23 protein-coding genes and 2 tRNA genes are annotated in these 25,687 nt (G+C 58.2%); 19 read left to right on the top strand and 6 right to left on the bottom strand.

Annotated elements, in window-relative coordinates:
• Nucleotides 1-29: 29 nt before the first annotated feature.
• Together CGS49_RS12355 and CGS49_RS12350 are read right to left on the bottom strand one after the other, a co-directional pair.
• Complete coding sequence (locus CGS49_RS12355) at nucleotides 30-1,397, bottom strand: MATE family efflux transporter (protein WP_097802094.1); 1,368 nt, start codon at nucleotides 1,395-1,397, stop codon at nucleotides 30-32.
• A gap of 155 nt (nucleotides 1,398-1,552) precedes the next feature.
• Nucleotides 1,553-3,568 carry a glycoside hydrolase family 31 protein gene (locus CGS49_RS12350; RefSeq protein ID WP_097802093.1) on the bottom strand — a complete coding sequence of 672 codons (2,016 nt, stop codon included), beginning with the start codon at nucleotides 3,566-3,568 and terminating at the stop codon, nucleotides 1,553-1,555.
• 260 nt (nucleotides 3,569-3,828) lie between these two features.
• Between CGS49_RS12350 and CGS49_RS12345 the strand changes: the two genes are divergently transcribed.
• The 3 genes from CGS49_RS12345 to spoIVA all read left to right on the top strand — a co-directional run bounded on the left by CGS49_RS12345 (nucleotide 3,829) and on the right by spoIVA (nucleotide 7,817).
• Nucleotides 3,829-4,437: a sugar transferase gene (locus CGS49_RS12345; protein ID WP_097802092.1), complete on the top strand. Its 609-nt coding sequence runs from the start codon at nucleotides 3,829-3,831 to the stop codon at nucleotides 4,435-4,437.
• A 258-nt stretch (nucleotides 4,438-4,695) separates the two neighbouring features.
• A complete protein-coding gene (gene aspS / locus CGS49_RS12340; protein ID WP_097802091.1) occupies nucleotides 4,696-6,030 on the top strand; it encodes an aspartate--tRNA(Asn) ligase in 1,335 nt (444 codons plus the stop codon).
• Nucleotides 6,031-6,326: 296 nt separating this feature from the next.
• Nucleotides 6,327-7,817: a stage IV sporulation protein A gene (gene spoIVA, locus CGS49_RS12335; RefSeq protein WP_097802090.1), complete on the top strand. Its 1,491-nt coding sequence runs from the start codon at nucleotides 6,327-6,329 to the stop codon at nucleotides 7,815-7,817.
• A gap of 270 nt (nucleotides 7,818-8,087) precedes the next feature.
• Here the strand turns inward: spoIVA and CGS49_RS12330 are convergent, their stop codons facing one another.
• Nucleotides 8,088-8,639: a DUF4364 family protein gene (locus tag CGS49_RS12330; RefSeq protein ID WP_097802089.1), complete on the bottom strand. Its 552-nt coding sequence runs from the start codon at nucleotides 8,637-8,639 to the stop codon at nucleotides 8,088-8,090.
• A gap of 51 nt (nucleotides 8,640-8,690) precedes the next feature.
• Nucleotides 8,691-9,626, bottom strand: coding sequence for a S1 RNA-binding domain-containing protein (locus tag CGS49_RS12325; RefSeq protein WP_097802088.1), 936 nt, complete (start codon nucleotides 9,624-9,626; stop codon nucleotides 8,691-8,693).
• 194 nt (nucleotides 9,627-9,820) lie between these two features.
• Here CGS49_RS12325 and CGS49_RS12320 point away from each other — a divergent pair, with 194 nt between their 5' ends.
• The 7 genes from CGS49_RS12320 to CGS49_RS12290 all read left to right on the top strand — a co-directional run bounded on the left by CGS49_RS12320 (nucleotide 9,821) and on the right by CGS49_RS12290 (nucleotide 15,928).
• The gene (locus CGS49_RS12320; RefSeq protein ID WP_097802087.1) at nucleotides 9,821-10,009 is read left to right on the top strand and encodes a DUF951 domain-containing protein; all 189 of its coding nucleotides are present in this window, start codon (nucleotides 9,821-9,823) and stop codon (nucleotides 10,007-10,009) included.
• A 50-nt stretch (nucleotides 10,010-10,059) separates the two neighbouring features.
• Nucleotides 10,060-11,142, top strand: coding sequence for a peptide chain release factor 1 (gene prfA, locus CGS49_RS12315; protein ID WP_097802086.1), 1,083 nt, complete (start codon nucleotides 10,060-10,062; stop codon nucleotides 11,140-11,142).
• Between the two features lie 93 nt (nucleotides 11,143-11,235).
• Nucleotides 11,236-12,264 (top strand): L-threonylcarbamoyladenylate synthase, encoded by a 1,029-nt coding sequence (locus CGS49_RS12310; protein WP_097802085.1) that lies wholly within the window; start codon nucleotides 11,236-11,238, stop codon nucleotides 12,262-12,264.
• The gene (gene coaE / locus CGS49_RS12305; protein WP_097802084.1) at nucleotides 12,261-12,878 is read left to right on the top strand and encodes a dephospho-CoA kinase; all 618 of its coding nucleotides are present in this window, start codon (nucleotides 12,261-12,263) and stop codon (nucleotides 12,876-12,878) included. The genes CGS49_RS12310 and coaE overlap by 4 nt, the downstream gene beginning before the upstream one ends.
• The gene (locus CGS49_RS12300) at nucleotides 12,875-13,546 is read left to right on the top strand and encodes a lytic transglycosylase domain-containing protein (protein ID WP_097802083.1); all 672 of its coding nucleotides are present in this window, start codon (nucleotides 12,875-12,877) and stop codon (nucleotides 13,544-13,546) included. The genes coaE and CGS49_RS12300 overlap by 4 nt, the downstream gene beginning before the upstream one ends.
• A gap of 16 nt (nucleotides 13,547-13,562) precedes the next feature.
• Entirely contained in the window at nucleotides 13,563-14,966 is a 1,404-nt protein-coding gene (locus tag CGS49_RS12295) for an aminopeptidase (protein WP_097802082.1), read from the top strand.
• A gap of 116 nt (nucleotides 14,967-15,082) precedes the next feature.
• Nucleotides 15,083-15,928, top strand: a complete 846-nt coding sequence (locus CGS49_RS12290) for a MerR family transcriptional regulator (RefSeq protein ID WP_097802081.1) — start codon at nucleotides 15,083-15,085, stop codon at nucleotides 15,926-15,928.
• A 14-nt stretch (nucleotides 15,929-15,942) separates the two neighbouring features.
• Here the strand turns inward: CGS49_RS12290 and CGS49_RS12285 are convergent, their stop codons facing one another.
• Nucleotides 15,943-16,788, bottom strand: coding sequence for a polysaccharide deacetylase family protein (locus CGS49_RS12285; RefSeq protein ID WP_097802080.1), 846 nt, complete (start codon nucleotides 16,786-16,788; stop codon nucleotides 15,943-15,945).
• A 187-nt stretch (nucleotides 16,789-16,975) separates the two neighbouring features.
• Between CGS49_RS12285 and CGS49_RS12280 the strand changes: the two genes are divergently transcribed.
• Both CGS49_RS12280 and CGS49_RS12275 read left to right on the top strand, forming a co-directional pair.
• A tRNA-Leu gene (locus CGS49_RS12280) sits at nucleotides 16,976-17,059 on the top strand.
• 175 nt (nucleotides 17,060-17,234) lie between these two features.
• A complete protein-coding gene (locus CGS49_RS12275) occupies nucleotides 17,235-17,450 on the top strand; it encodes a hypothetical protein (RefSeq protein WP_143405867.1) in 216 nt (71 codons plus the stop codon).
• A 43-nt stretch (nucleotides 17,451-17,493) separates the two neighbouring features.
• On the opposite strand, the gene CGS49_RS12270 is transcribed toward CGS49_RS12275, so the two are convergent.
• Nucleotides 17,494-17,575: transfer RNA gene (locus CGS49_RS12270), tRNA-Leu, on the bottom strand.
• A 133-nt stretch (nucleotides 17,576-17,708) separates the two neighbouring features.
• Here CGS49_RS12270 and spoIVB point away from each other — a divergent pair.
• The 7 genes from spoIVB to CGS49_RS12235 all read left to right on the top strand — a co-directional run bounded on the left by spoIVB (nucleotide 17,709) and on the right by CGS49_RS12235 (nucleotide 25,391).
• A complete protein-coding gene (gene spoIVB, locus CGS49_RS12265; protein WP_097802078.1) occupies nucleotides 17,709-18,932 on the top strand; it encodes a SpoIVB peptidase in 1,224 nt (407 codons plus the stop codon).
• Nucleotides 18,933-19,062: 130 nt separating this feature from the next.
• A complete protein-coding gene (gene spo0A / locus CGS49_RS12260) occupies nucleotides 19,063-19,821 on the top strand; it encodes a sporulation transcription factor Spo0A (protein WP_179859077.1) in 759 nt (252 codons plus the stop codon).
• 316 nt (nucleotides 19,822-20,137) lie between these two features.
• Entirely contained in the window at nucleotides 20,138-21,133 is a 996-nt protein-coding gene (locus CGS49_RS12255; protein ID WP_242975464.1) for a glycosyltransferase family 2 protein, read from the top strand.
• Nucleotides 21,108-22,565: a lipopolysaccharide biosynthesis protein gene (locus CGS49_RS12250; protein WP_097802076.1), complete on the top strand. Its 1,458-nt coding sequence runs from the start codon at nucleotides 21,108-21,110 to the stop codon at nucleotides 22,563-22,565. Before CGS49_RS12255 ends, CGS49_RS12250 begins: the two co-directional genes overlap by 26 nt.
• A 25-nt stretch (nucleotides 22,566-22,590) precedes the next feature.
• Complete coding sequence (locus CGS49_RS12245) at nucleotides 22,591-23,802, top strand: ATP-grasp domain-containing protein (protein WP_179859076.1); 1,212 nt, start codon at nucleotides 22,591-22,593, stop codon at nucleotides 23,800-23,802.
• Nucleotides 23,795-24,289, top strand: coding sequence for a GNAT family N-acetyltransferase (locus tag CGS49_RS12240; protein WP_097802074.1), 495 nt, complete (start codon nucleotides 23,795-23,797; stop codon nucleotides 24,287-24,289). The genes CGS49_RS12245 and CGS49_RS12240 overlap by 8 nt, the downstream gene beginning before the upstream one ends.
• Complete coding sequence (locus CGS49_RS12235; protein WP_097802073.1) at nucleotides 24,282-25,391, top strand: DegT/DnrJ/EryC1/StrS family aminotransferase; 1,110 nt, start codon at nucleotides 24,282-24,284, stop codon at nucleotides 25,389-25,391. Before CGS49_RS12240 ends, CGS49_RS12235 begins: the two co-directional genes overlap by 8 nt.
• The last annotated feature ends 296 nt before the right edge of the window (nucleotides 25,392-25,687 follow it).

The following is a 25,687-nucleotide window of genomic DNA, read 5'->3' as shown; positions in this document are numbered from 1 at the left end:
GACTGAGAGGGTCAAGCAACGCGGTATTTTTAATTTTCGATGGCCAGCTTTAATTTGTTCTTCATCTTGTGGCGCACCACCAGCAGGCAGGCCAGATGCACGGCAGCGGTCAGGATCCAGCTGATGGGGTAGCTGATGTACAGCATGAAGGGCGTGCGATTCAGCTGGAAGATGGTCGCGATCCACACCAGACGCAGCAGGCAGCTGCCGATCAGGCTCACCACCATGGGCAGCACGCTGTAGCCCAGACCGCGCAGGCTGCTGGCCAGTACATCCATGATGCCGCACAGCAGATAGGTGCCGCAGATGATGCGCAGGCGGTCGTATCCGGCAGCGATGACGGCAGCGTCCGAGGAGTAGAAGTGCAGCAGCTGATTGCCTGCCAGCACGGCACCGCCGCCCAGCACAACACCGGTAACGATGGCGCACAACAGGCAGTTGATGACCACGCGGTTCAGGTTCTGGTACTTGCGCGCGCCCATGTTCTGGCTGGTAAAGGTGACGGCAGCCTGTGCAAAGGCGTTCATGGCCGTGTAGACGAAGCCCTCGAGGTTGGCCGAAGCCGAACTGCCTGCCACCACGGTGGAGCCAAAGGAGTTGATGGCCGACTGGATGACCACATTGGACAGGCTGAACACGGTGCTCTGCAGGCCGGCTGGCAGACCGATGAGCAGGATCTGCTTGAGGGAACCGGCATGGAAGCCCAGCTTGCGCAGATCCAGGTGCAGCGGGCCCTGCTCCTTCATCAGCATGCGGGTGACCATGCAGGCAGACACGGTCTCGCTGATGATGGTGGCCAGTGCCACGCCCGCCACGCTCATGGAGAAGCCGATGACGAACACAAGGTTCAGCACCACATTGATGACACCGGCTGCAGCCAGGCAGTACAGCGGGCGTTTGGTGTCGCCCACAGCCCGCAGCAGCGCCGAGCTGAAGTTGTACAGCATGGTCATGGGCATGCCGATAAAATAAATTTTGAGGTACAACGACGAAAGGTCGATGACATCTTCCGGGCAGCTCATGAGCTCCAGCAGGCCCCGCGCGGCGAAAAAGCCCACCACGGCCAGCAGCACGCCGCTGACAAGGCCCAGCGTCACCGAGGTCTGCACGGTGTCCTGCACGCCGCGCTCATCCTTTGCACCAAAGCAGCGGGCTGCCACGACGTTTGCACCCAGCGAAAGGCCCACGAACAGATTCACCAGCAGGTTGATGAGCGAACCGTTGGAGCCCACTGCCGCCAGCGCCGTGCTGCCTGCAAAGCGGCCCACCACCACCACGTCAGCCGCGTTGAACAGCAGCTGCAGAATGCTGGACGCCGCCAGCGGGATGGAAAACAGAATGATCTTTTGAAGCATCGGGCCGCTGGTCAGGTCGGCGGAGCGGGTCGTCTGTGCCATGAAATGCTGTACCTCCTCTATCGCAAATGAAAAATTTTTGTAAATTTACAAATGGAACCGAAGGCATATTATAACGCGCCGCGCACAAAAATACAAGTGGCACCGCCGAAAAACTGCAGATTTTTCGGCAGTGCCACGAAACATGAAAAAATATGTTATTTCAGTTCCAGCACCTTCCAGTGCTCCGGTGCGGCGTAATCGCTGGTCTCGCCGTCATCGGAGTACATCCGGCAGCCGGCCTTCCCGTTTTCATCCGGGCAGGCCCAGAGGGTGAGGTCTGCTTCGTCCAGCTGCGCGGTGCAGCTGGCGGGCTTTGCCACCGGCACAACATGGCCCGGGCGGATGAACAGCAGCACCTCGTTCAAGGCGCAGCGGATGTAGTGGTGCCCGGCGGGCAGCAGTTCGGTGTCGCAGTCGTCCACGCTGCGGATGCGGTAGAGCTTCATGGGCTCTGGCAGGTAGACATGGCGGCCGGAGGCGTTCTGGGTGTAGACAGGGGCCACCATCACGCCGTCGCCCAGCAGCAGCTGGTCCTGCACCTCGCGGGCGTCCGGGTCAGCGGGGAAGTCGAAGCCCAGCGGCCGGAAGTAGCTGGTGCCCTCCAGCGCGGCCTGCATGAAGGTACTATAAAGGTAAGGCAGCAGGGCATAGCGCAGGCGGAGCATGCTGCGGATGGCAGGCAGCTGGTCTGCAAAGCGGTAATACTCTTGCGGGCGGGTGCCCCCGGCGGCATGGTTGCGCATCAGCGGGGTGAACAGGCCGAACTCCAGCCAGCGCAGGGCGAGGTCCGGTGTGGTGTCGTTGGCAAAGCCGCACAGGTCTGCGCCGCTGTACAAGAAGCCGCACATCTGGACGTTCGGCATCATCTGGATGTTGGCCAGCAGCTGCTCCCAGCTGGAATGGTTGTCGCCCAGCCAGATGCCGCCATAGCGGTGGCTGCCAATGATGCTGGAACGGCTGTACAGCAGGGTGCGCTTGCCGGGGCGCAGGTCGGCAAAGGCTTCCCCGGCAGCGCGGGTCATGCTGCCGCCGTAGAGGTTGTGGACTTTATCGTGCCGCACCCGCTGGCCGTTCACCTCGTGGTAGAAGCTGGCGTAGTCCTCGGGGGCGTTCATCAGCCCCATGGCCCCGCCCACGACCCGGGCGAAAAATTCCTCCTGCACGATGTTGTCCTGGCCGCGCAGCTCATGCATCGAGTCCAGGAAAGCTTTCAGCCGGTCCGGGGAATAGAACAGAGCAGGCTCGTTCATGTCGTTCCAAAAGCCTTCGATGCCGCAGTCGGTCAGCACCTTGTAGCGGTGGCCGAACCACGCCCGCACTTCCGGCCGCAGAAAGTCTGCGAAGTAAGCTTTGCCGGGCCACACGGCTGCCACGAAGGGCGTGCCGTCTTCTTTTTTGCAGAAATAACCCTTTTCCAGCCCTTCGGTGCAGGTGGGCTCCTCGGGGTCAATGCGCACACCGGCGTCAATGATGGGCACCAGCCGGATGCCCTGTGCTTTCAACTCGGCAGCCAGCGCAGCCAGATCCGGGAAGCGTTCTTTGTTGATGGTAAAGTCGGCATAATCCTGCATGTAGTCGATGTCCATGCAGATCATATCCAGCGGCAGATCGTTCTCTTTGTATTGGCGTGCCACCTCCCGCACATCCTCGGCGGTCTTGTAGCCCCAGCGGCTCTGCTGCAGGCCGAAGGCCCATTTGGGCGGGATGTAACTGCGGCCGATCAGCTGGCGGAACTGGTGGGCAATGTCGTTCAGGTCTGCGCCAGTGAGGATGTAAAGCTCATAGTCCGGCTCCTCTGTGGCAAAGCGCAGGGTGTCGTGCACCGTGTAACCGATGTCGTAGTGCACTTTGCCCGGGAAATCCACGAAGACGCCAAACAGATCGCCGCCGGGGCCGCCGTCGATCAGCAGAAAATTGTGGGCACCATAGTAAGAGACCTTGTTCTCACCGTGGTGGGATTCATCGGTGTTGTTGGCGACATAGTGCCAGCCGCGCTTGTTGATGCCGCGGGGCATCTCGCCCAGACCGTACACGATGGCATCCGGAACCATTGTATACACCCAGCCGTCTGCGTCAGCCGTGAGGAACGGAACGGCATCGGACGAAACAGGAATATCCTGCACAACGCTATCGGTGCGGATGGGAGAACCAAAACGAAAATGCTGGATCATAGAGGAAACCTCCATCGACAAATAGATCGGAATCGGCGTCCACGCTTTTCCGGCTGATCGCACAGGCAAAGGCGCAGACAACATTTGTTGTCATTATCTTACTTCCTCTTTCCGGGTAAAACAAGAGACAAAACCGGCGCTTTTTTACCACAAAACCGGCAAAACGCGCCAGATGCATAAAAATACCGGCGTGCGATTGCAAAAAACGGCCCATACTGGTATACTGAAACAGTAAATTGTAAAAACGGAGGGAAAACCCCATGTATCGCAATGGGATCAAGCGCCTGCTGGCTGTCGTGCTGTCGCTGTGCGGCATGGTCTGCCTGTTCTGGCTTTTTCTGATTCTTGCCATCGCCATCAAGATCGACTCACCCGGCCCGGTGTTCTTCAAACAGAAGCGGGTGGGCATCGGCAAAAAGCACTTTTCGATTTTAAAGTTCCGCACCATGCGCATCGACACACCCCACGATATGCCCACCCATCTGCTCCACGACCCGGACCAGTATATCACCCGCATGGGCCATTTCCTGCGCAAGACCAGCCTGGACGAACTGCCTCAGCTGTGGAACATCTTTGTGGGCGATATGGCGGTCATCGGGCCCCGGCCCGCGCTCTGGAACCAGTACGACCTGCTGGCTGAACGGGACAAGTACGGTGCCAACGATGTGCGCCCGGGCCTGACCGGCTGGGCGCAGATCCATGGCCGCGACGAACTGGAGATCGCCGAAAAGGCAAAGCTGGATGGCTGGTATGTCCAGCACATGAGCTTTGGGCTGGATGTGAAGTGCTTCTTCGGCACCATCGCAGCGGTGCTGCGGCACGACGGTGTTGTGGAGGGCGGCACCGGCACCCTGCACGATGAAAAATGAGGTTTGCTACGCAAAATGATGTGCTGGCGCAAGGATACTCCGGCTGTGCCGGAATGATGTGCGCTGCGGCGCATGACGGGCGATAACCGGGAATGTGTTGAAAATCAGGCGGCTCCGGGTGGACTGCGGTCTGCCTGCAGCCGCATTTTTGTGTAAAGCATAGCGCAGAGCGGCTGAAATCACCATATCTCTTGATTTATCCCCGGAAAAGCGTATAATAAAACAGTACACAAGACGTTAAAGGAGGATTCCTGTATTATGGAACGCACCTATATCAACGAGGCTCAAAAGGCCATCGGCGGCACGGTCAAGGTGCAGGGCTTTATTGAGAACCTGCGCAACAGCAAGTATATGGCCTTCATCGTGCTGAAGGATATTACCGGCAAACTGCAGATCACGGTCGAGAAGGCCGACCACCCCGAGCTGGTGGACACCATCGACCAGCTCACCCCGGATTCCGTCATCACCGTCACCGGCAAGGTGGTGGCAAACGATTACGTCAAGATGGGCGGCGTCGAGATGATCCCCGAGACCATCGAGATCGAGAGCATCGCCGATGCGCTGCCCATCGTCCGCAAGGAGATCGCAGCCACCAAGAAGAAGAAGGCTGTCGAGCGCTCCAGCATTGATCAGCGCATCGACTACCGCTGGATCGACCTGCGTACCGACGAGAACCAGCTGATGTTCAAGGCACAGAGCTGCTTTGTCAACGCCATGCGCAAGTTCCTGCTGGACCGCAACTTCATCGAGATCCACACCCCCAAGCTGATCGCTGCGGCCAGCGAGAGCGGCTCTGAGGTGTTCAAGGTGGATTACTTCGACCGTAACGCTTATCTGGCGCAGAGCCCGCAGTTCTACAAGCAGATGGCCATGGCCGCCGGTTTTGAGCGCATCTTCGAGACCGGCCCTGTGTTCCGTGCGGAAAAGAGCTACACCAACAAGCACTCCACCGAGTTCTCCGGTTTCGACCTGGAGTTCAGCTACATCACTTCCTTCAAGGACGTCATGAAGATGGAGGAAGAACTGCTCACCGCCGGTCTGCAGGCCGTCAAGGACAACTACGGCGACCAGATCAAAGAGCTGTTCGGCCAGGAAGTCATCGTCCCCACCACCCCGTTCCCGGTGGTCAAGCTGGCCGACCTGTACAAGGGTCTGGAAGAAGAATTCGGCTATACCGTCGATGAGAGCGAGAAGGGCGACCTGACCACCGAGGCCGAGCGCCTGAGCTACGAGTGGGTGAAGAAGCACTACGGCCACGAGTTCCTGTTCATTACCGATTACTCCGCCGAGAAGCGTGCCTTCTACCACATGCGCGACGAGAACGGCGTGCCCCAGGGCTACGACCTGATCTGGCGCGGTGTCGAGATCACCACCGGCGCCCAGCGTGAGCACCGCTACGACGTGCTGAAGAAGCAGGCCGAGGAAAAGGGTCTGGCCGAGGATGTCAAGTTCTATCTGGAGTTCTTCCAGTACGGCTGCCCGCCCCACGGCGGCTTCGGTCTGGGCATCGACCGCCTGACCATGCTGCTGTGCGGCCTGACCATCAAGGACGCAGAATTCCTGTTCCGCGGCCCCAACCGTCTGACTCCGTAATTTTATCCTTATATTTTGTAAAAGGGAAGTATCTGCGGATGCTTCCCTTTTACTTTTTATAAAAATGATGATGCCGTTTCTGTTTACAGCCTTTCTGGTGAAAAGCGCATTTGGAGCGGCCCGCAGGCCGCGACAAATACTAAAATATAAAAGGTATTTCCGCTAAGAATGGCAGAGCGAATGCGGAGCCATTTCAAATGGTTTTCGTCATAATAAAAGCGCTCTCCTCATACGATACAACGAGCGGACCGGCACAAGTCCGGTGCACAGCGCAAACGGGAAGGGGAGACACAGCTTTGGCAAATCAGGAACAGAATGGCATCTGCCGCGAGATCGGCGCACGCACCGGCGGAGATATCTACATCGGTGTGGTGGGCCCGGTGCGCAGCGGCAAATCCACCTTTATCAAGCGGTTTATGGAGCAGCTGGTGCTGCCGGCCATCGGCCCGGCGGCTGCGCGGGAACGTGCCCGGGACGAGCTGCCCCAGTCGGCGGCGGGGCGCACCATCATGACCACCGAGCCGAAGTTCATCCCGGAAACAGCCGTGCCACTGCAGCTGGAAGGCGGCGGCGAGTGCCGGGTGCGGCTCATCGACTGCGTGGGCTACATGGTGGAAGGGGCCATGGGCCACGAGGAGGACGCAAAGCCCCGCATGGTAAAAAGTCCGTGGTTCGACCACGAGGTGCCCTTCGACCTTGCCGCCGAGACCGGCACCCGCAAGGTCATCTGCGAGCACTCCACCATCGGCATCGTGGTCACCACCGACGGCACAGTCAGCGACATTCCGCGTGCAGGCTATGCAGCCACAGAAAAACGCATCATCGAAGAATTGGACGCGCTGGGCAAACCCTACATCATTCTGCTCAACAGCACCCACCCGGATGCCCCGGAGACCAGACAGCTGGCCGAGGGCATGGCACGGGATTATGACCACACTGTTCTGCCGGTGAGCTGCGTCGATTTGGATGCCGCGGCGCTGGGGAATATCCTGCGGCAGGTGCTGTACGAGTTCCCGGTGCAGGAGCTGGATTTTGCCTTGCCGCGCTGGGTGACTATGCTGGAAAACGGCCACTGGCTGCAGACGCAGGTGTATGACGCGGCCATGCAGCTGGCCGGGAAGGTCGCCCGCATGAAGGATGTGCCTGCTGGAAACGACGCACCTGCGCTGGAATGCGACGCGGTGCAGCGGTCAGCCATCAGCGGCATCGATCTTGCAAACGGCATCGTGCGCATCACGGTGGAGCTGAAACCGGAAATTTTCTATCAGGTGCTCAGCGAACAGACCGGCCTTGCCATTGGCGACGAAGCGGGCCTGATGCCCTGCATCATGGAGCTGGCAAAGGCCAAGCGCGAGTATGAGAAGGTGCGCAGCGCCCTTGAGCAGGTAGAGGCCACCGGCTACGGCATCGTGATGCCCTCGGTGAGCGAGCTGCGGCTGGAGCAGCCCGAGATCGTGAAGCAGGGCTCCAGCTACGGCGTCCGGCTGGAAGCCAGCGCACCATCTATCCAGATGATGAAAGCCACCATCCACACCGAGCTCAGCCCCATCGTGGGCACCGAGAAACAGAGCGAGGATCTTGCACACAGCCTGCTGCAGGGCTTTGCGGACGACCCGGAAAAGCTCTGGGAATCGAACATTTTCGGCAAAAGCCTGCACGAGCTGGTAAACGAAGGATTGCAGAACAAGCTGCTGCACATGCCGCAGGAGGCCCGCACCCGCCTGCAGGAAACGCTGGAACGGGTCATCAACGAGGGCTGCACCGGGCTCATCTGCATTCTGATTTAAAATGGCCGCCGCGTGCGCTTTGGCCATATTCAGCGGAAATCTATTTTATTATATTTGCGGTTTGGGCGCGTCTGCGGACGCTTCCAAACCGCTTTTTTCACGTAAAAAGCCCCAATTGCGAAGTTTATCATCTTTAAAAATGTTGTTGTCCCTGCGGCCTCTTGATGGTGAAAGCAAAAACAGGAAAAGCCCGCAGGCTTTTCCTGTTTTTAAAAATAAAAATAATTCCGCTAATTATGGCCAGAGCGAAGCGGCGGCCATTCAAAATCGTTACTTTTCTTCTTCGGTCAGTTTATTGATGAGCAGCTGATAAATTTCGTTACCCTTGAGAATGAACTGCTTTTTCACCAGTTCGGCGGTCAGCCGGTCCGGCGTGCCCAGGTCCAGGCAGAACAGGTCTTCGTCCAGCCCTTTGACGGTGCAGCGGATGGAACAGTGCCCATCCGCTTTTTCGGTGATGCTGGCGCTGTACTTGGCTTCCTTCCGGGCCCAGGTCTGGCAGCGCAGCACGGCGGCCACAGCCCGCTCCCGCACACTGCGGGGCAGGTCATAGGCCAGCTCCTGCGCCACCTTGCGGCCTTTTTCGGTGATGGCATAGCTGCCGTTCGTCAGGGTGACGAGCTGCTGCTTTGTGATATCGTCCAGGCACGAGCCGATCTCAAAGTAATTGACCAGTGCCTCCTCCATCAGGGCGTTCTCGATCTCCTGCCGGGTAATGGGGCCGGCATTCTTTACCAGATAGCACAGCAGCAGCCGGATCTCGGTGCTGCTGGTCAACCCGCCGGGACGTACACCGGCAGTAAAAGCATCATTGGCGGTCATCGTTCCATACATCCCCTTTGCATTTTCTGTTCCTTCTTAGTATAAAGGCTTTCACACCGGATTGCAAGCCGAAGCGGCAAAATCCGTCTCGATCCGTTTCGGGCTTTCCGGCGTGGAATACACCCAGCGGTCGAGATGCCCTTCGGTGATGAAATATTTCAGCTCGAACCGGTGCCGCTGGCTCAGGGCGTGGTTCACGATCACCAGCTTGATCTTCATTTTCTCCGGCAGGATGTTTTTGATGTAGACGCTCACGGCCTGTCCCGGGGTAAGACCGGTACAGCTCTCGGCAAGGCCCGCCAGGTTGGGCGCGATCTCAATGAAGGTACCGTAATCCTCCACGCTGCGCACGATGCCCACCACGGTTTCGCCCACGGTGAACCCGGCCGCGTTCTCCTCCCAGGTGCCCAGCAGCTCCCGGATGGTCAGCACAAAACGGCCCTGCACGTCCCGGTTCTTGATGGCGCACAAAATTTGCTGCCCCACGCTGACCCGGTCGGCGGGGGAGGAGATGCGGCTCACCGACATGCAGTCGATGGGCAGCAGGGCACTGATGCCGCAGCCCACGTCGCAGAAGGCACCGAAGGGTTCAATGTGAGTCACAGTGCAGGGCAGGATATCGCCGGGCTGCAGCGTATCCAGATAGTCGGCCTTGCACATCCGCTGCGCCTCTGCGCGGGAGAGACGATACACGGGCTGGCCGTTCTCGTCTGTATCCAATGCATCAATGACGAAGCAGGTGGGCCGCCCCACCCGGGTCAGTACAGCGATATCCCGCACGGTGCCGCTTTCGGCCCCATCGGCACACTGTGCGAATGGCATCATGGCCTTCACACCGCCCAACTCGAAACGCAGCTGGCGCTGGGTGTCAAAGGCCAGGGCGGTGGCCTGCAGAATTTCGCGGTTCGCCATGGCGGCGCGCAGCTCGGCGGCGGTCAGGCGGGCAGCGCAGCGGTAGTTGCCTTCGGTACGATATGCTTGCATCATCTTTCATTCCTCTTTCTCTGTTGTTTTTGGTTACTATTAAAACCTATGCATCCGCCCCGGCGGATATTTGCATTTTGTGTGGCTTTGCATTATACTATATCTGTATGTGCGGCGCTGCCGGAACGTTCCGGCCGTGCGGCACACAGCGCCCGCCTGTGTTTTGAAAAAGGTGGGCAGAAGGGAGAACCAGAGCTATGGATATCGCTGTGGGAGATACCATCCTCACCCGCAAGAAGCACCCCTGCGGTGCGCAGAGCTTTGAAGTGCTGCGCGTCGGCATGGATTTCAAGATCCGCTGCACCGGCTGCGGCCGCGAAGTGATGCTGCCCCGTGCCAAGATCGAAAAGAACATCAAAAAGGTGATAAAGCCCGGGCAGGGCTAGACCTGCCGGTGCACGCATGATTTGAGAATGTAAGGAGAACTGCAGGAACAATGAACCTGTTTGCCCAAATGGATGCGGTCTGTCACCGGTTTGAAGAACTTTCCGTCCGTCTGAACCAGCCCGAAACGGCTGCCGACCCGGCGCTGTTCCGAAAGCTGATGCAGGAGTATCACGACGCTGAGCCAGCCGTGCAGGCCTACCGGGAATGGAAGACTGCACAGGACCATCTTGCTCAGGCGAAAGCCCTGCTGGAGGAGCCGGGGGCTCTTGAGCCGGACTTCAAGCAGATGATACAGCAGGAAATCAGCGAAAAAAGTCAAGATGTGGCAAAGCTGGAAAATAATCTCAAAATTTTGCTGCTGCCCAAGGATGTGAACGATGGCAAAAATGTCATTGTGGAGATTCGCGGCGGTGCGGGCGGCGAAGAAGCTGCGCTGTTCGCTCACAGCCTGCTGCGCATGTACAGCATGTACGCGCAGAGCAGGGGATGGAAGTTGGAAATGCTCAACCTCAACGAGACGGAACTGGGCGGCGTGAAGGAAGCCATCTTCTCGGTGGACGGCGACGGGGCCTACAGCCGCCTGAAATACGAGAGCGGCGTGCACCGGGTGCAGCGAGTGCCCGAGACCGAGACCCAGGGTCGCATCCACACTTCCACCGCTACGGTGGCCGTGATGCCCCAGGCGGAGGAAGTGGATTTTGCGCTGGACATGAAGGACCTGCGCATCGACACCTTCCGCTCCTCCGGCGCAGGCGGCCAGCACATCAACAAGACCTCCAGCGCCATCCGTGTGACACATCTTCCCACCGGCACGGTGGTAGAATGCCAGAACGAGCGCAGCCAGTTTCAGAACAAGGACAAGGCACTGGAAATTCTCCGCAGCCGCCTGCTGGCCCAAAAACAAAAGGAACAGCAGGACGCCATCAACTCGGAACGGCAGGGACAGGTGGGTACTGGTGACCGCAGCGAGAAGATCCGCACCTACAACTTCCCGCAGGATCGCTGCACGGACCACCGCATCGGCTTGACCGTGCACAACCTTTCCAAGATCATGGATGGCAATCTGGACGATGTGATCGACGCCCTTGCCACCCGGGAACAGGCCGAAAAGCTGCAAAAGCTCAACGGGTGAGCGCTTTGAAAGTGATTCTGAAATAATACGTTATCCTGTCGATATCTGCCGCAAAGCAGAAATACTTTACAGATAGAAAGAACGATGATTCGTATGAAAATGAAAACTAAAATTCTGCCCGCCGACCGGGCTGAAAGCATTGCCAAAGCCGCGCAGCTGCTGCAAAACGGTGAGCTGGTAGCCCTGCCCACCGAGACGGTCTACGGCATTGCCGCCGACGCCCGCAACGGCGAGGCGGTCAAGAAAATTTTCGTGGCGAAGGGCCGCCCGCAGGACAATCCCCTGATCGTCCATGTGACCGGGCCGGAGATGCTGCCGGGTCTTGTCAGCGAGGTGCCCGAGCGTGCCCAGCTGCTCATGGCGGCGTTCTGCCCCGGCCCGCTCACCATCATCATGCCCCGCGGCCCGGAGGTGGCGGCGGAGTGCTGCGCCGGTCTGGACACCGTGGGCATCCGCATGCCCAGCCACCCGGTGGCCCGCGCGGTCATCCAGCAGAGCGGCTGCGCCTTTGCGGCCCCCAGCGCGAACCTTTCCGGCAAGCCCAGCCCCACCAATGCGCAGGATGTGTTCACCGATATGGACGGCCGCCTGCCGCTGATCCTGGATGGCGGCGAGTGTGACGTGGGTGTGGAGAGCACCGTGGTGTCGGTGGTGGGGGATAAGCCCACGCTGTTCCGCCCGGGCCACATCACGCTGGAAGACCTCGAGCGCGCCCTCGGTGAGGAAGTGGAGGTCTCCAAGGCTATCCTCGAAAAGCTGCCGGAGGGTGCTGTGGTGCGCAGCCCCGGCATGAAGTATAAGCACTATGCTCCCAAGGCCGATGTGACCCTACTGAACGGCACCTTTGAGCAGTTCAAGGCCTATGTGGATGCACACGCCGACCAGAATCCCAGCTGCCTGTGCTTCACCGGCGAAGCCGAAAAGCTGGGTGTACCCTGCGTGGAATATGGCCGCGAGGGCGACGGTGCTGATCAGGCGAAACACATCTTCCGCTCCCTGCGCGCGCTGGATGAGCAGGGCGATGCCGTGGTCTATGCCCGCTGCCCGCAGAAGGATGGTCTGTCCATGGCGGTGTACAACCGCCTCATCCGTGCGGCGGCTTTCCGGGTGATCGATTTATGATCACGCTGGGTATCACAGGCCGCAGCGGCTGCGGCAAATCCACCGTTACGGCGGTGTTTTCGGCCCACGGTGTGCCGCTGGCCGACGCCGACCAGATCAGCCGCGAGATTCTCCTGCCCGGTTCGCCGCTGCTGCCCGCACTGGCCCAGCGGTTCGGGGCGGATATCCTTTTGCCGGACGGCACGCTGGACCGCCGCCTGCTGGCAGACCGCGCTTTTGCCACGTCTGAGGGCAAGCGGGCGCTGGACAGCCTGACCCATCCGGAAATCGTGCGGCGCATCCGTGCGGCAAAGCAGTCTGCGCAGGAAGCCGGTGCGGCACTGTTCGTGCTGGATGGCGCGGTCATCGTGGGCACGGCGGCACAGCCCGAGTGCGACCGCCTGTGCGTGGTCACGGCCCCTTTTGCAACCAGCGTGGCGCGCATCGTTGCCCGGGACGGCATCTCGGCCGAGATGGCTGCCCGCCGCCTGAATGCGCAGATGCCGGAAGAATCCCTGACCGCGCAGGCGGATTATGTCCTGCACAACGATGCCGACCTTGCCCATCTGCAGGCCGAGGCAGAAAAGCTGTGCGAGAAGCTCCTGACGGAAGGAGGTGCGGGAGAGCGGCTTTGAACGAACAATACAAGAAACGAGAGGACACTGCCCCGCAGTACGACCCGGAAGCCGCTCATTTGCGCCGTGCTGTCCGCGCCGAAAAGGCCCGCCGCCGCAGAAAAAAGCGCATCCGTCGTCTGATCCTGCTGGCTCTGGCGGTGCTTCTTGCACTGGTGGTGCTGCCCCGTGCCTGGGACGGCGCCGAACGGCTGCTCTACCCGTGCAAATACGAAGCCCTTGTGGACCAGTGGGCCGAGACCTACGACCTCGATCCGCTGCTGGTGGATGCCTTCATCCGCACCGAGAGCGGCTTTGATCCGCAGGCCACTTCCACCGTGGACGCCCGGGGTCTGATGCAGATGACCGAGGAGACCTTCATCTGGCTGCGCAGCAAGATCGCCCCGGACGAAGGGCTGACCTTTGCCGATCTGTATGACCCGGAGGTGAGCATCCGTTTCGGGTGCTACTACCTGCACCTGTGCCTGACCCGCTACAACGGCGATGTGGCCACGGCTGCGGCGGCCTACCACAGCGGCTGGGGCACGGTGGACAATCTGCTACAGATGGAGGAACACTCCGCTGACGGCGTCACCCTGCAGGGTTTTCCCTATAATCAGATGAACCATTACGTCAAAAAAATCACTTCCTGCTATGCTGCGTATCAGCGCATTTATGCGGGAAACTGAGAGGAGATAAACGAACATGAGCGAAATGCTTACCGCAAAGCAGGCAGCCGAACAGCTGCTTTATCAGCCGGAGTATGCCGCCGACAAGAACGCGGATGTCAAGGCAAAGGCCGCTGCCTTTGCCGAAGGCTACAAGACCTTCCTGAACGCCGCCAAGACCGAGCGCGAGGCCGCTGCAGCCAGCGAGAAACTGCTGGTGGAAGCAGGCTACGAGAAATTCGAGCCGAAAAAGACCTATGCCCCCGGCCAAAAGATCTATTTTGTGCAGGAACACAAGGCCGTCGTGGCCGCCACCATCGGCCAGAAGCCCTTTGAGGAAGGCTTCCGTCTGGTCATCGCCCACATCGACAGCCCGCGTCTGGACCTGCGCCCGAACCCGCTGTACGAGTCCAACCACTTCAGCTACTTCAAGACCCACTACTATGGCGGTATCCGCAAGTATCAGTGGGGCACCATTCCGCTGGCCATCCACGGCGTGTTCACCCGTGCCGACGGCTCCAGCGTGTCCTTTGCGGTGGGCGAGGACGAGAACGACCCGGTGTTCTGCATCACCGACCTGCTGCCGCATCTGGGGGCCGAGCAGAACGACCGCAAGCTCAGCGAGGGCATCAAGGCCGAAGAACTGAACGTGCTCATTGGGTCCGACGCCGTGGAGGATGCCGACATCAAGGAAGCTGTTAAGCTGAACACCCTGATGCTGCTGCACGAGAAGTACGGCGTCACCGAGCGCGACTTCACCCGCGCCGAGATCGAAGTGGTGCCCGCCCACAAGGCCCGGGATATCGGCTTTGACCGCTCCATGGTGGGCGGCTACGGCCACGATGACCGCGTGGATGCCTACCCGGCCCTGATGGCAGAGATCGAGACGAAGGACCCCCTGCACACCACCGTCTGCGTGCTGACCGATAAAGAGGAGATCGGCTCCGACGGTGTCACCGGTATGCAGAGCATGTATGTGTTCCACTTCCTGCAGCTGCTGTGCCGTGCCGCCGGGCAGGACGATATTATTGCTTTCCAAAACAGCGTGTGTCTGTCTGCCGACGTGACCGCCGCCTACGACCCGTCCTGGGCAGGCGCTTTTGAACCCCAGAACGGCACCTATGCCGGCCGCGGCGTGGCATTCTTTAAGTATACCGGAAGCCGCGGCAAGAGCTCAGCCAGCGATGCCAACGCCGAGCTGGTAGGGAACATCACCCGCCTGCTGGACGCCCACGATGTGGCATGGCAGATCGGTGAACTGGGCCGTCTGGACCTTGGCGGCGGCGGCACCATTGCCAAGTATGTGGCAAACCGGGGCATCCCCGTGCTGGACATCGGCGTGCCGGTGCTGTCCATGCACTCTCCCTTTGAGGTCATCCACAAGACCGACCTGTACATGGCCTACCGCACCTTCTCGCTGTTCTGCCAGAACGCTGAATAAAGATTTAGCCCCGGATCGCCCGCAGCAGCAGGTTTTCCGGGACTTTTTTTTTTTTTTTGAAAAAACTTGACCTTCAAGCGTCTTTAAGGTGTAATGTGAGTGCGGAGGTGAAGCAAATGAACATCAAACAGGCTTCGAAACAAAGCGGGGTGGCCGCCCCCAATATCCGATTCTATGAAAAAGAGGGACTTCTGAACCCTGCCCGACTGCCCGGCAACGATTACCGCGACTACACAGAACAGGATGTCCGCACCCTCCGGTTCATCCGGATGCTGCGAATGCTGGATGTGCCGCTTCCGGTCATCCGGTCCGTGCTGGCGGGCGATGCACCGCTGGGGAATGTTTTGCGGGAGCAGCAGACCGCACTGGAGCAGCGCGCAAAGCAGCTGGAAGGGGCGGCGCGTTTTTGCGCAGAACTGGCCCGGCAGGACCCGTCTGCGGCGTCGCTGGATGTGGACGCCTGCCTGTCTCGGATGGAAAATCCCGCACAGCCGCAGACATTTTTCTCCGGCTGGGTGCAGGATTACCGCACGCTGGCGCAGGTGCAGCATCAGAAGCACTTTTTCTTTATCCCGCAGGGCAGCATCAACACGCCGCAGGAGTTTACGGCAGCCCTGCAGGCGTATGCAGAGGAGCGCGGGATGCAGCTCGGCCTGACCAAAGAGGGAATGTACCCGGAATTTTCGCTGGACGGGATCCCGTACAAGGCCTACCGCAACCCGGGCAAGTACCGTGATGAGATCTGCTGCGACGCCGTCCATCCGGAACAGCTGAACACCGGGCTGCCGTCCCGCCGGGAGCGGCAGCTGCGGGGCCTGCGGGTCCTTCTGCCTGCGGCATGCACCTTTGCCGCCATCCTGACAGCAGGCTGGATGGCGACCGGAGGGACAGACTGGCTCTGGCTGGCGGCACTGGCAGCAGCGGGTGTCCTGCTGGGCCGCTGCTTTGAAAACCGGCTGTGACTGGGCCAGCCTGCTCAGCTCAACGGCAGAGCCTCGGCCACAGTTAAAAAGGTATAGCCATTGTCGGTGTACCACTGGATGATGTCGGGCAGGGCTTCGGCGGTGGTGCGGGTGGAGGCGGAATCGTGCATCAGAACGATGCAGTTCGTCTGCTGCCCAGTCTCCCGCACCACGTTGCGGTAGATGGTGTCTGCGCTGGGGTGACCGCCCACAGCGTCCTCGGCGCAGACGTTCCAGTCTACCCACTGCAGACCTTTCTGTTCCACCTCGGCTTTCAGCTGTTTCATCAGCCCTTTGCCGCCGTAGCGACGGCTCACGGTGTTGGTGCTGCCGCCGGGGAAGCGCAGATACCGGATGCTTTCCACGTCCACATAGGGCGCGATGCGCTCTTTCAGCAAGGCAATGTCCTCCCAGTAAGCATCAGAGCTCTGGTAAATGTCACTGTATTCGTGGGAGGCAGAATGCAGCGCGATCTGGTGCCCGGCGGCAGCCGCCTCGGTGAGCAGGGGAAGATACTTTTCGTTGTAGTCGGTGGCCACCACAAAAAAGGTGCCGTGCACCCCGGCAGTGTTCAGGGCGGCCAGGACATCCGGTGTGGTTTTGCTGGGACCGTCGTCGAAGGTCAGGCAGACCCACTTTTCCGGCAGGGGTTCTTCGGTGGCAGAACCGGAGCCTGCCTCGGCAAAGGCAGTGGCAGCGGGGGAGAAGGCGGCCGTGTCCGGCACGGGGGTCAGGTCCTGCGTGCTGCAGCCGACAAATTCTGGCTGTGCCCCGGCGGTGAAGCCTGCAATGAGAGCAAGCAGCAGGGCGGACAGGAGCAAGGTCCTGTTGCGCCGAAAACGATGTGCGGAGAGCTTCATTCGGAAAACCTCCCTTGTACGTTGTTTTGCGGAGAGAACGTTATTTATATAGATATGACCGGCGGGAAAATCTATGAAAAACCGGAAAAAAGCTTGACTGTCCGGGAGGAATGTGGTAATATATTCAAGCAGTCCGCGAGACGGCCTCAAGCCTCAGAGATCGGATGGACGGCAGAAAACAGGATATGCGAGGGTGGCGGAACTGGCAGACGCGCACGTTTGAGGTGCGTGTGGTTTATCCTTGGGGGTTCGAGTCCCCTCCCTCGCACCATCGACCAGTACACATCGTGTGCTGGTTTTTCTTTTGCAATGCGGGAGAACGCTGGACCGGCAGCGGCCGAAGGGCCTCAGTTTTTGCTGCTGCAGAGCCGCCGCGGCTTGCACAGAGACCAAGAACATGGTACACTGTGCCTATGCACAATGGTGTACGAAAGGCTGTGAATTGCTTGAAGGAAGAACAGGAAGACCGGAGAGGCTCGCTGGATCAGACCGTATTCCCGGATACAGCGGCCTTAAAGGAGTGCCTGAAGGGCGTGAACCGGAATGAAGATGGTTATTATACCGTCTCTACACTGGCAGAGATGGCCTATGTCCTGCGAAAACTGCAGGAAGAAAAGGCTCGTCAGGAAGCGGCCGAGGAACGCCGGAAACGGGGAAAATAAGAAAAGTGCGATGATAAAAACATATCATCGCACTTTTTGTTTATGCGGGTAGTGGGGGTCGAACCCACACGCCTTGCGGCACAGGAACCTAAATCCTGCGCGTCTGCCAATTCCACCATACCCGCGTCTGTAATCTCTCCGGGAGATATCTTTAATATAGTAGCAGGTCCGATGGAAAATGTCAATCTTTGCAGCCTATGATATTCCGGCCGCTTTCTGCGCATACTGCCCTTGAACAACATCGGAAAGGAGCTTTTTATGCGCAGGTCAAGGGTTCGCCGCTGGTGCGGCATGGCGGTGGTTTACCTGCTGGTCGCGGCCGCAGCGGCGCTGGGATGGCTGTGGCACAGCCTGCCGTCCGAGGTCTGCCTGGAGCCGGGCCAGGCCCTGACCCTGCCGCGCTTTGCCTGGGTGGAGCCACTCCACCCCAGCGGGACACGCAACGCTGCCAGCACCCGGGCCGCGGGCAGCTACCGGACGACACTGTCGCTGGGCGGGTGGCTGCCGGTCAAAACGATCCGCGCACTGGTGACCGACCGGCCCACTGTGACCGTCTGCGGGACACCCTTTGGCGTCAAAATGTTCTCAGAAGGGGCGCTTGTGGTGGGCTTTTCGGACATTGTAACCGCAGACGGCACCGTGAATCCGGCCAAGCAGGCTGGCCTGCGGCTGGGCGACCGGGTGATCCGGCTGGGGGCGGCGGCAACCGAAACGAACGATGCCGTCCACGAAGCGCTGGAAGCGGCCGAAGGCCAGCCGCTGGAGCTGGTCTATGTCCGGGACAACGAACAGCGGCAGACCGTTCTCACCCCTGTGTGGGATGAAGCCGCCGGGCAGTGGCGTGCCGGGATGTGGGTGCGGGATTCTTCGGCGGGGGTCGGTACCATGACCTTTGTGGATGCAGAAAACGGCGTCTTTGCCGGGCTGGGACACCCCATCAGTGACAGTGACACCGGCGAGAGCGTTGCGCTGCGCAGCGGCGAGATCGTGCCATGCCAGATCGTTGGCTGCACCAGCGGCACCGTAGGCAGCCCGGGCGAGCTGAAAGGCCGCTTTTTGAGCACACACGCGCTGGGCACGATCTGCATCAACGGAGAAAACGGCGTCTATGGCCGGACCCGGGCAGATTTTTCCGGGCAGCAGATGGAGATGGCCTTTGCACAGGAAGTCGTGCCCGGCGAGGCCGAGATTTGGACGACCGTCTCCGGCGAACAGCCGCAGGCTTACACGATCCGCATCGAAAAGGTCAGCGATGCTGCACCGGGGCGCAACATGGTCCTGCGGGTCACAGACAAGCGGCTGCTGGCCCGGACCGGCGGCATCGTGCAGGGGATGAGCGGGAGCCCCATCGTGCAGAACGGACGGCTGGTGGGGGCAGTGACCCATGTTCTGGTCAACGATCCGACCCGGGGCTACGGGATCTTTGCCGAAACCATGCTGCGGCAGACCCAGGCGGTGGCAAAAATGGACCCGGATGCGTGAGCCTGGCCGGGAAAAATCACACATTTGACTTTCTTTGCCAAAATTTGCCAATAAAAACCGTTGAACAATCTGGAAAAATATGGTAAAATCCATGGTGTTAAGGGAACTGCACACATTGGAGGAAACAACCATGGACAAAGTGAGATTTTTGATGTCGGATACCAGCACTCAGATCACCGAAGCCTGCCGTGAGGCGCTGGAGCAAAAGGGCGTAGAAGTGACCGTCGTCGAAAAGGACGGCAACAAAGTTCTGCAGAAAATGCTCGCGGTTCATCCGCACGTTGTTCTGCTGGACGCCTTTATGCCCGGGCTGGACGCGCTCGCGGTAAAGCAGCGCTACAATGCGGCAGGTGAGCGGCACACGTCCTTCTTCGTCACCGGTGCATTCCAGAGCGAGGAAATGGTGCAGGAGCTGCTGGACGAAGGGTTTGCCTACTACTTCGTCAAGCCCTTCGACGAAAACGTTCTGGCGGCACGGGTGCTGAAGGTGGCTCTCGGGCAGGAAAAGCGCATCCTGCACACCAGTGTGGACAGTGATGAGCTGACCGTGACCGAGATTTTGCACCAGATCGGTGTTCCCGCCCACATCAAGGGCTACCAGTTCCTGCGGGATGCCATCCTGCTCACCATGAACGAGCCGGATTACATCAACGCGGTGACGAAACGCCTGTATCCAGAGATTGCCAAGCGTAATGGTACCACCGCCAGCCGTGTGGAGCGCGCTATCCGCCATGCCATCGAGGTGGCGTGGGACCGGGGTGATGTGGATACCCTGAACAGCTATTTCGGGTATACCATCCATAACCTGAGAGGAAAGCCCACGAACAGCGAGTTCATCGCGATGATAGCTGACAAGATGCGCCTGGATAAGCGGCAGAGGGCGGTGTGACAGAGAAACGGTAAAACGTCTGAAATTATTCCATAATATTCCAACTGTGGGAACTGTACCAATAAATAAAGCGAAAAACGTTGTGGAAATATGGAACCAGACCAATCAATAACTTGAATCTAAGGCAAAAAATCTCCTGTATTTATTTGGCATACGGCCTGATAATGCAGGAGATTTTTTTGTTGAGCTTCCATCGGGACGATTCCGAAAGATAGCGGTTGAACGAAAAGAGCTTATGTGCTATGATATAAACAGTTATGGCCGGACGCCAAAGAGCGGAAGGACCTGAATGAGGATCGGACAAAGGAGAATGCGGATGGAAGACGGGATCGTGGTTTCGGTGTATTGCCTTGCATACAATCACGAGCAGTATATCCGGGACGCGTTGGAAGGATTTGTGCGCCAGAAAACGAACTTCCGCTATGAGGTTCTGGTCCACGATGACGCGTCGACCGACAATACCCCTGCGATCATTCGGGAATATGCGCAGAAGTATCCGGATATTATCAAACCGATTTTTCAGACGGAAAACCAGTATTCAAAGGGTGTGAAAATCTTACCGGAGATCATTCACCCGAAGTCCTCCGGGAGATATATTGCATTTTGTGAAGGCGACGACTACTGGTGCGATGAGAACAAGCTGCAGCGGCAGGTGGATTTTCTGGAGACACACCAAGAAGGCTACTCGGCCTGTGTACACAACACAAAAGTGCTGGATTGCAGAAACGGCGAAACATACCTCAAAAATCGCTCCAGGAAGGATAGGGACCTGACGTTCCGGCAAGTTGTAAAGTACGGAAGCTCAGAGTTTCAGGCATCTTCATTGATGCTCAGGCGAGAGTTTTTCAATGCCCCTAAAGAGATCCGAGTAAGAAGCTTTGGCGATTACACGCTGGCGGTCCATCTGGCGTTTATGGGGAAGATTCGATACCTCAAAGAAACCATGTCGGTGTACCGTATGTTCTCGGCAGGCTCCTGGACATCCCGGAATCTGGGAAATGTTTCGGAGGAGCGCTTCATCCGCACGCAGGCGGAAACGACCGAATTTACGACGAAGCTGTATCGGTATGGCAGAGAACAAAATATTGCAGCCTGGCAGCTGGACGAGATCAAGAAGGTGAATGACCGGAATCTGCTGCAGCTTTATGTGCTGGAAAACGGCTTGAAGGGACTTTTCTCGACGGCAGAGCGCAGAAAAATGTTCTGGCATCTGGATGCCGAGCAGAAGTATTGGGTCATTGACACAGAATTTAAAAAGAGAAAGCGGATAAAACAAAGGGAAGAAAATGAAAAAAACGGGCGTCATCAGTAATTTTATCTGGCGCTTTGCAGAGCGCTGCGGTGCACAGCTGGTCACGGGTATCGTGTCGCTGCTGCTTGCGCGCATCCTGGCCCCGGCAGACTACGGACGGATCGCACTGGTGGAAGTGTTCATGAACATCCTGTATGTGTTTGTGGACTGTGGCTTGTGCACGGCGCTGATCCAGAAAAAAGAAACGGATGAGCTGGATTTTTCATCTGTATTTTATTTTAACCTTGCGACATGTATTGTGCTGTATGCGATCATATTTCTGGCGGCACCGTACATTGCAGCTTTTTATAAGGATGCAGAGCTGACGGCAGTCGTGCGCGTCATTGGTCTGATGCTGATTTTCGCCGGCCTGAAGGGAATACAGCAGGTGTATGTTTCCCGGAACATGATCTTCAAGCTGTTCTTTTTCTCGACACTGGGCGGCACCGTATTCTCGGCGGTCGTGGGCCTGTGGATGGCTTATTCCGGCTTTGGCGTCTGGGCACTGGTGGCGCAGCAGCTTGCCAATACGGCGGTTGACACGCTCGTTTTGTGGCTTACCGTCGGCTGGCGACCGAGAAAGCTGTTCTCGTGGCAGCGGTTGAAGGGACTGCTTTCCTACGGCTGGAAGCTGCTGGCGTCCTCGCTGCTGGATACCGTGTATAACAATCTGCGCAGCCTGCTGATCGGCCGCGTTTATACCTCGGCAGACCTTGCCTATTACAACCAGGGCCGGATCCTGCCGGATGCCATTGCCGTCAATGTGGACAGTTCCATTGACAGTGTTCTGCTCCCGGCCATGGCGGCCGCACAGGACGATCTTTCGCAGGTGAAGAATATGACCCGCCGCGCCATCAAGATGAGCGTGTATCTGATCGCGCCGTTGATGATGCTGATGACTTTCTGCGCAGAGCCTCTCGTCCGGCTGGTGCTGACCGAAAAATGGCTGCCCTGCGTGCCGTTTCTGCGTATCTGCTGCATCACCTATATGTTTTACCCCATTCATACGGCGAACCTGAATGCCCTGAAGGCCATGGGACGGAGCGATCTGTTCCTGAAACTGGAGATCCTCAAAAAGATCGTCGGATTGGTGCTGCTGTTGATCACTTACCGCATCAGCGTGATGGCGATGGGCTACAGTCTGCTGGTGGCCAGCGCGCTGAGCCAGCTCATCAACTCCTGGCCAAACAAAAGGCTGCTGCACTACAGCTACCTGGAGCAGCTCCGCGACATCCTGCCCAGCCTTCTGCTGGCTGTTTTGGCAGGCGGATGCGCTGGCCTGGTCGGTCTGCTCCCGCTGCCGGACCTTGTGACGCTGGTGCTTCAGATCTTGCTTGGCCTGGCGCTTTATGTGGCAAGTTCTGCAGCCTTGAAACTGGATACCTTTGCATTCCTGTGGGATGTGGTAAAGCCTCGGCTGCTGAAAAAGCCCTGGGCAAACAGCGAAGACTGAGCGACGGGAAAGGAACGTGAGAGGAGTGCCGAAAAAGCTTCTTCTTCTGGGCGGCTCTGCACAGCAGGTCATTGCGATCAAAACCGCAAAACGGCTGGGGTGCGAAACGATCCTGTGCGATTATCTGCCGGATAATCCGGGCCGATGCGAGGCAGACCGGTTTTACCTCGTCAGCACGACCGATGAGCAGGCTGTGCTGAAGGTGGCCCGCAGAGAACAGGTGGATGGCGTTTTGGCCTATGCTTCTGACCCGGCGGCTCCCACAGCGGCATATGTGGCCGAGAAACTTGGCCTGCCGGGGAATCCGTATAAATCGGTGGTGACCCTCTGCAGCAAAGACAAGTTCCGCAAATTTCTTGTGGAAAATGGTTTCGCAGCACCGAGTGCATGGGGATGCCCGGACATGGAAACGGTCCTGAAGAAACGGGAACAGTTTCACTACCCGGTCATCGTCAAGCCGGTGGATTCTTCCGGCAGCAAGGGTGCGACCGTGCTTCGTTCGGCAGATGGTCTGGAGCGTGCGGCTGAATTTGCTTTTTCCTTCTCGCGCTGCCACCGCATCGTGATAGAGGAGTTTGTGGAACAAAAACATCCCTTCCTGATAGGCGGCGATGTTTTTGTAAAAGACGGAAAAATCGTTTTGTGGGGGCTGCTGAACTGCCACAGAGACCCGCGCGTCAACCCGCTGGTCCCTGTGGGCAAAAGCTATCCGCTGCGATTGGAAGCGGGCGACATTCGGCGCGTGAAAGATACCTTGTCTGCCATGGTGGAAAAACTCGGGATCCGCAATGGGCCGATGAATGTGGAGTTGATCGTGGACAAAGAAAACCGGGTCTTTCTCATTGATGTGGGGCCGCGCAGCGGCGGCAATATGATACCGGAGCTTTTGGGCGATCTGTTTGGCGTGAACGCTGCAGAAATGTCCATCGAAGCTGCCATGGGGCTGTCCATCCACGGCGGGTTCCATGCGCCGACCGGATTTTATGCTACGCACAATCTGCACAGTGACCGCAGCGGCGTTTATCAAGGTGTCCGCTTCGCGCCGGAGCTTGAGCGCTATATTTACCGCAAGTGTCTGTACAAAAAGCCGGGAGATGCAGTTGAATTTTTTGACAACGCCTCAAAATGCCTTGGCATTGTTTTTATGAAGTTCCCGTCGGCAGAGGAAATGCAGCGATATCTTGACGATATTTCCCGTTATATCACGGTCGAAGTGCGAGGCAGCGAACATGAATGAGGGCGCAATGCAGGAAAGGATCGTGCTGTGCCGGACGCCGGATGAGATCCAGGCCCTTCTGGAACGATTTCATATGGTCCTGCCGTCGCTAAAACGAGGGAAAGCATTTCGTGCAGCAATGGCAGAAAAGTTCTTTCAGCACGGAAAGGTCGTTTTTATACCGGAAGATGGCCGGGCAGTGGGCTTTGCGGCGTTTTACTGCAACGACCATGTGGAGCGGAAAGGCTACTTGTCCATGATCGCGGTATACCCGGACATGCAGGGAAAAGGCTGCGGGAAAGAGCTGCTGACATATGTTGAGCACACGGCAAAAGATTGCGGGATGCGTACCGTATGGCTGGAAGTTTCAAAGGCAAACGGTTCGGCCAGGAGTTTTTATCGAAAAAACGGGTATGTTCCGGTGGAAATGCGGCCAGAAAGCATGATCTGCGCCAAAATGCTGGAAAATGCATCGGATGAATGGACAGAGGATACGCACGATGTCTGAACAGATTTTAGTGACGCGGTCTTCCATGCCGACCATGGAGGAATACATCGAAGAAATCCGCCCCATCTGGGAGAGCCACTGGCTGACCAACATGGGCGAGAAGCACGAAGCATTTCAGCTCGAACTGCAGAAGTACATGGGCGTGCCCAATGTGGAACTGCTGACCAACGGCCACATGGCGCTGGAGCTTTCGCTGCAGGCAATGAACCTGCAGGGCGAGGTCATCACGACGCCGTTCACCTTTGCGTCCACCACCCACGCCATCGTACGCAACGGGCTGGAACCGGTGTTCTGCGATATCGACCCGGAGACCTACACCATGGACGTGACCCGGATCGAGCGGCTCATTACCGACCGCACCTGTGCCATCCTGCCGGTGCATGTCTATGGCAACATCTGCAATATGGAGGAGATCGAGCGCATCGCCCACAAGTATGAGCTCAAGGTTGTGTACGATGCCGCCCATACCTTCGGCGAGACCTACAAGGGCCGCGGCATCGGCAATTTTGGGGATGCATCCTGTTTCAGTTTCCACGCCACAAAGGTGTTCAATACCATCGAGGGTGGTGCGGTCTGTTACCGCGACCCGGAGATGGGCCGCCGCCTGTATGAGCTGAAAAATTTTGGCATCCACGGCCCGGAAGAAGTGGATGCTGTGGGTGCAAACGCCAAAATGAATGAGTTCTGCGCGGCCATGGGCCTGTGTAACCTGCGCCATGTGGACGAGGAAATCGCCAAACGCAAAGTTGTGGTGGAGCGCTACCTCGAGCATCTGGAAGGAGTCGAAGGTCTGCACCTGAGTCGGCCGCAGCCGGAAGTGCGTTCCAATTACGCGTACTTCCCGGTGGTGTTTGACGAAAAGCTGTTTGGTGCCAGCCGCAACGAGGTGGATGACGCGCTGGCGAAAAACGGCATCGGCGCACGGAAGTATTTCTACCCGCTGACGAACACCTTTGAATGCTTCCACAACAAGTATGACGTGGACGAGACGCCGGTGGCTCTGCATGTGGCAAAGCGGGTGCTGACCCTGCCGCTGTATTCTGACCTCGCACTGGAAGATGTGGATCGCATCTGCAAGATCGTTCTGGAACTGAGACGGTAACACGCAAAGCCCTTTGTACCTGCGCTGCGGTGGGTGCAAAGGGCTTTTGTGCATCCGTTGCCGCTCCTATTATATAAGGTTATAAAAAGACATATCAGCCGTCGCGAAAATCCCGGCAGGGGAGAAGACTTGTACGGCGCGAAGGATACAACTGCCATTTCAGTTGTGTGAAGTGCAGCCCAAAAATGCTTGATAAAAATATGGCAATCCTGCACAAGAAAGACCTGGCAAAAAATCGGATATAAGCGAATTTGCCGGAGAAAAAGGGGCTTTTTCGTCCTTTTGTCTAAAGTATA

Source organism: Faecalibacterium langellae, from assembly GCF_002549775.1.
Lineage (GTDB): Bacteria > Bacillota > Clostridia > Oscillospirales > Ruminococcaceae > Faecalibacterium > Faecalibacterium langellae.
The sequence above is the reverse complement of the archived record's forward strand: the minus strand, read 5'-3'. Positions and strand labels throughout refer to the sequence as shown.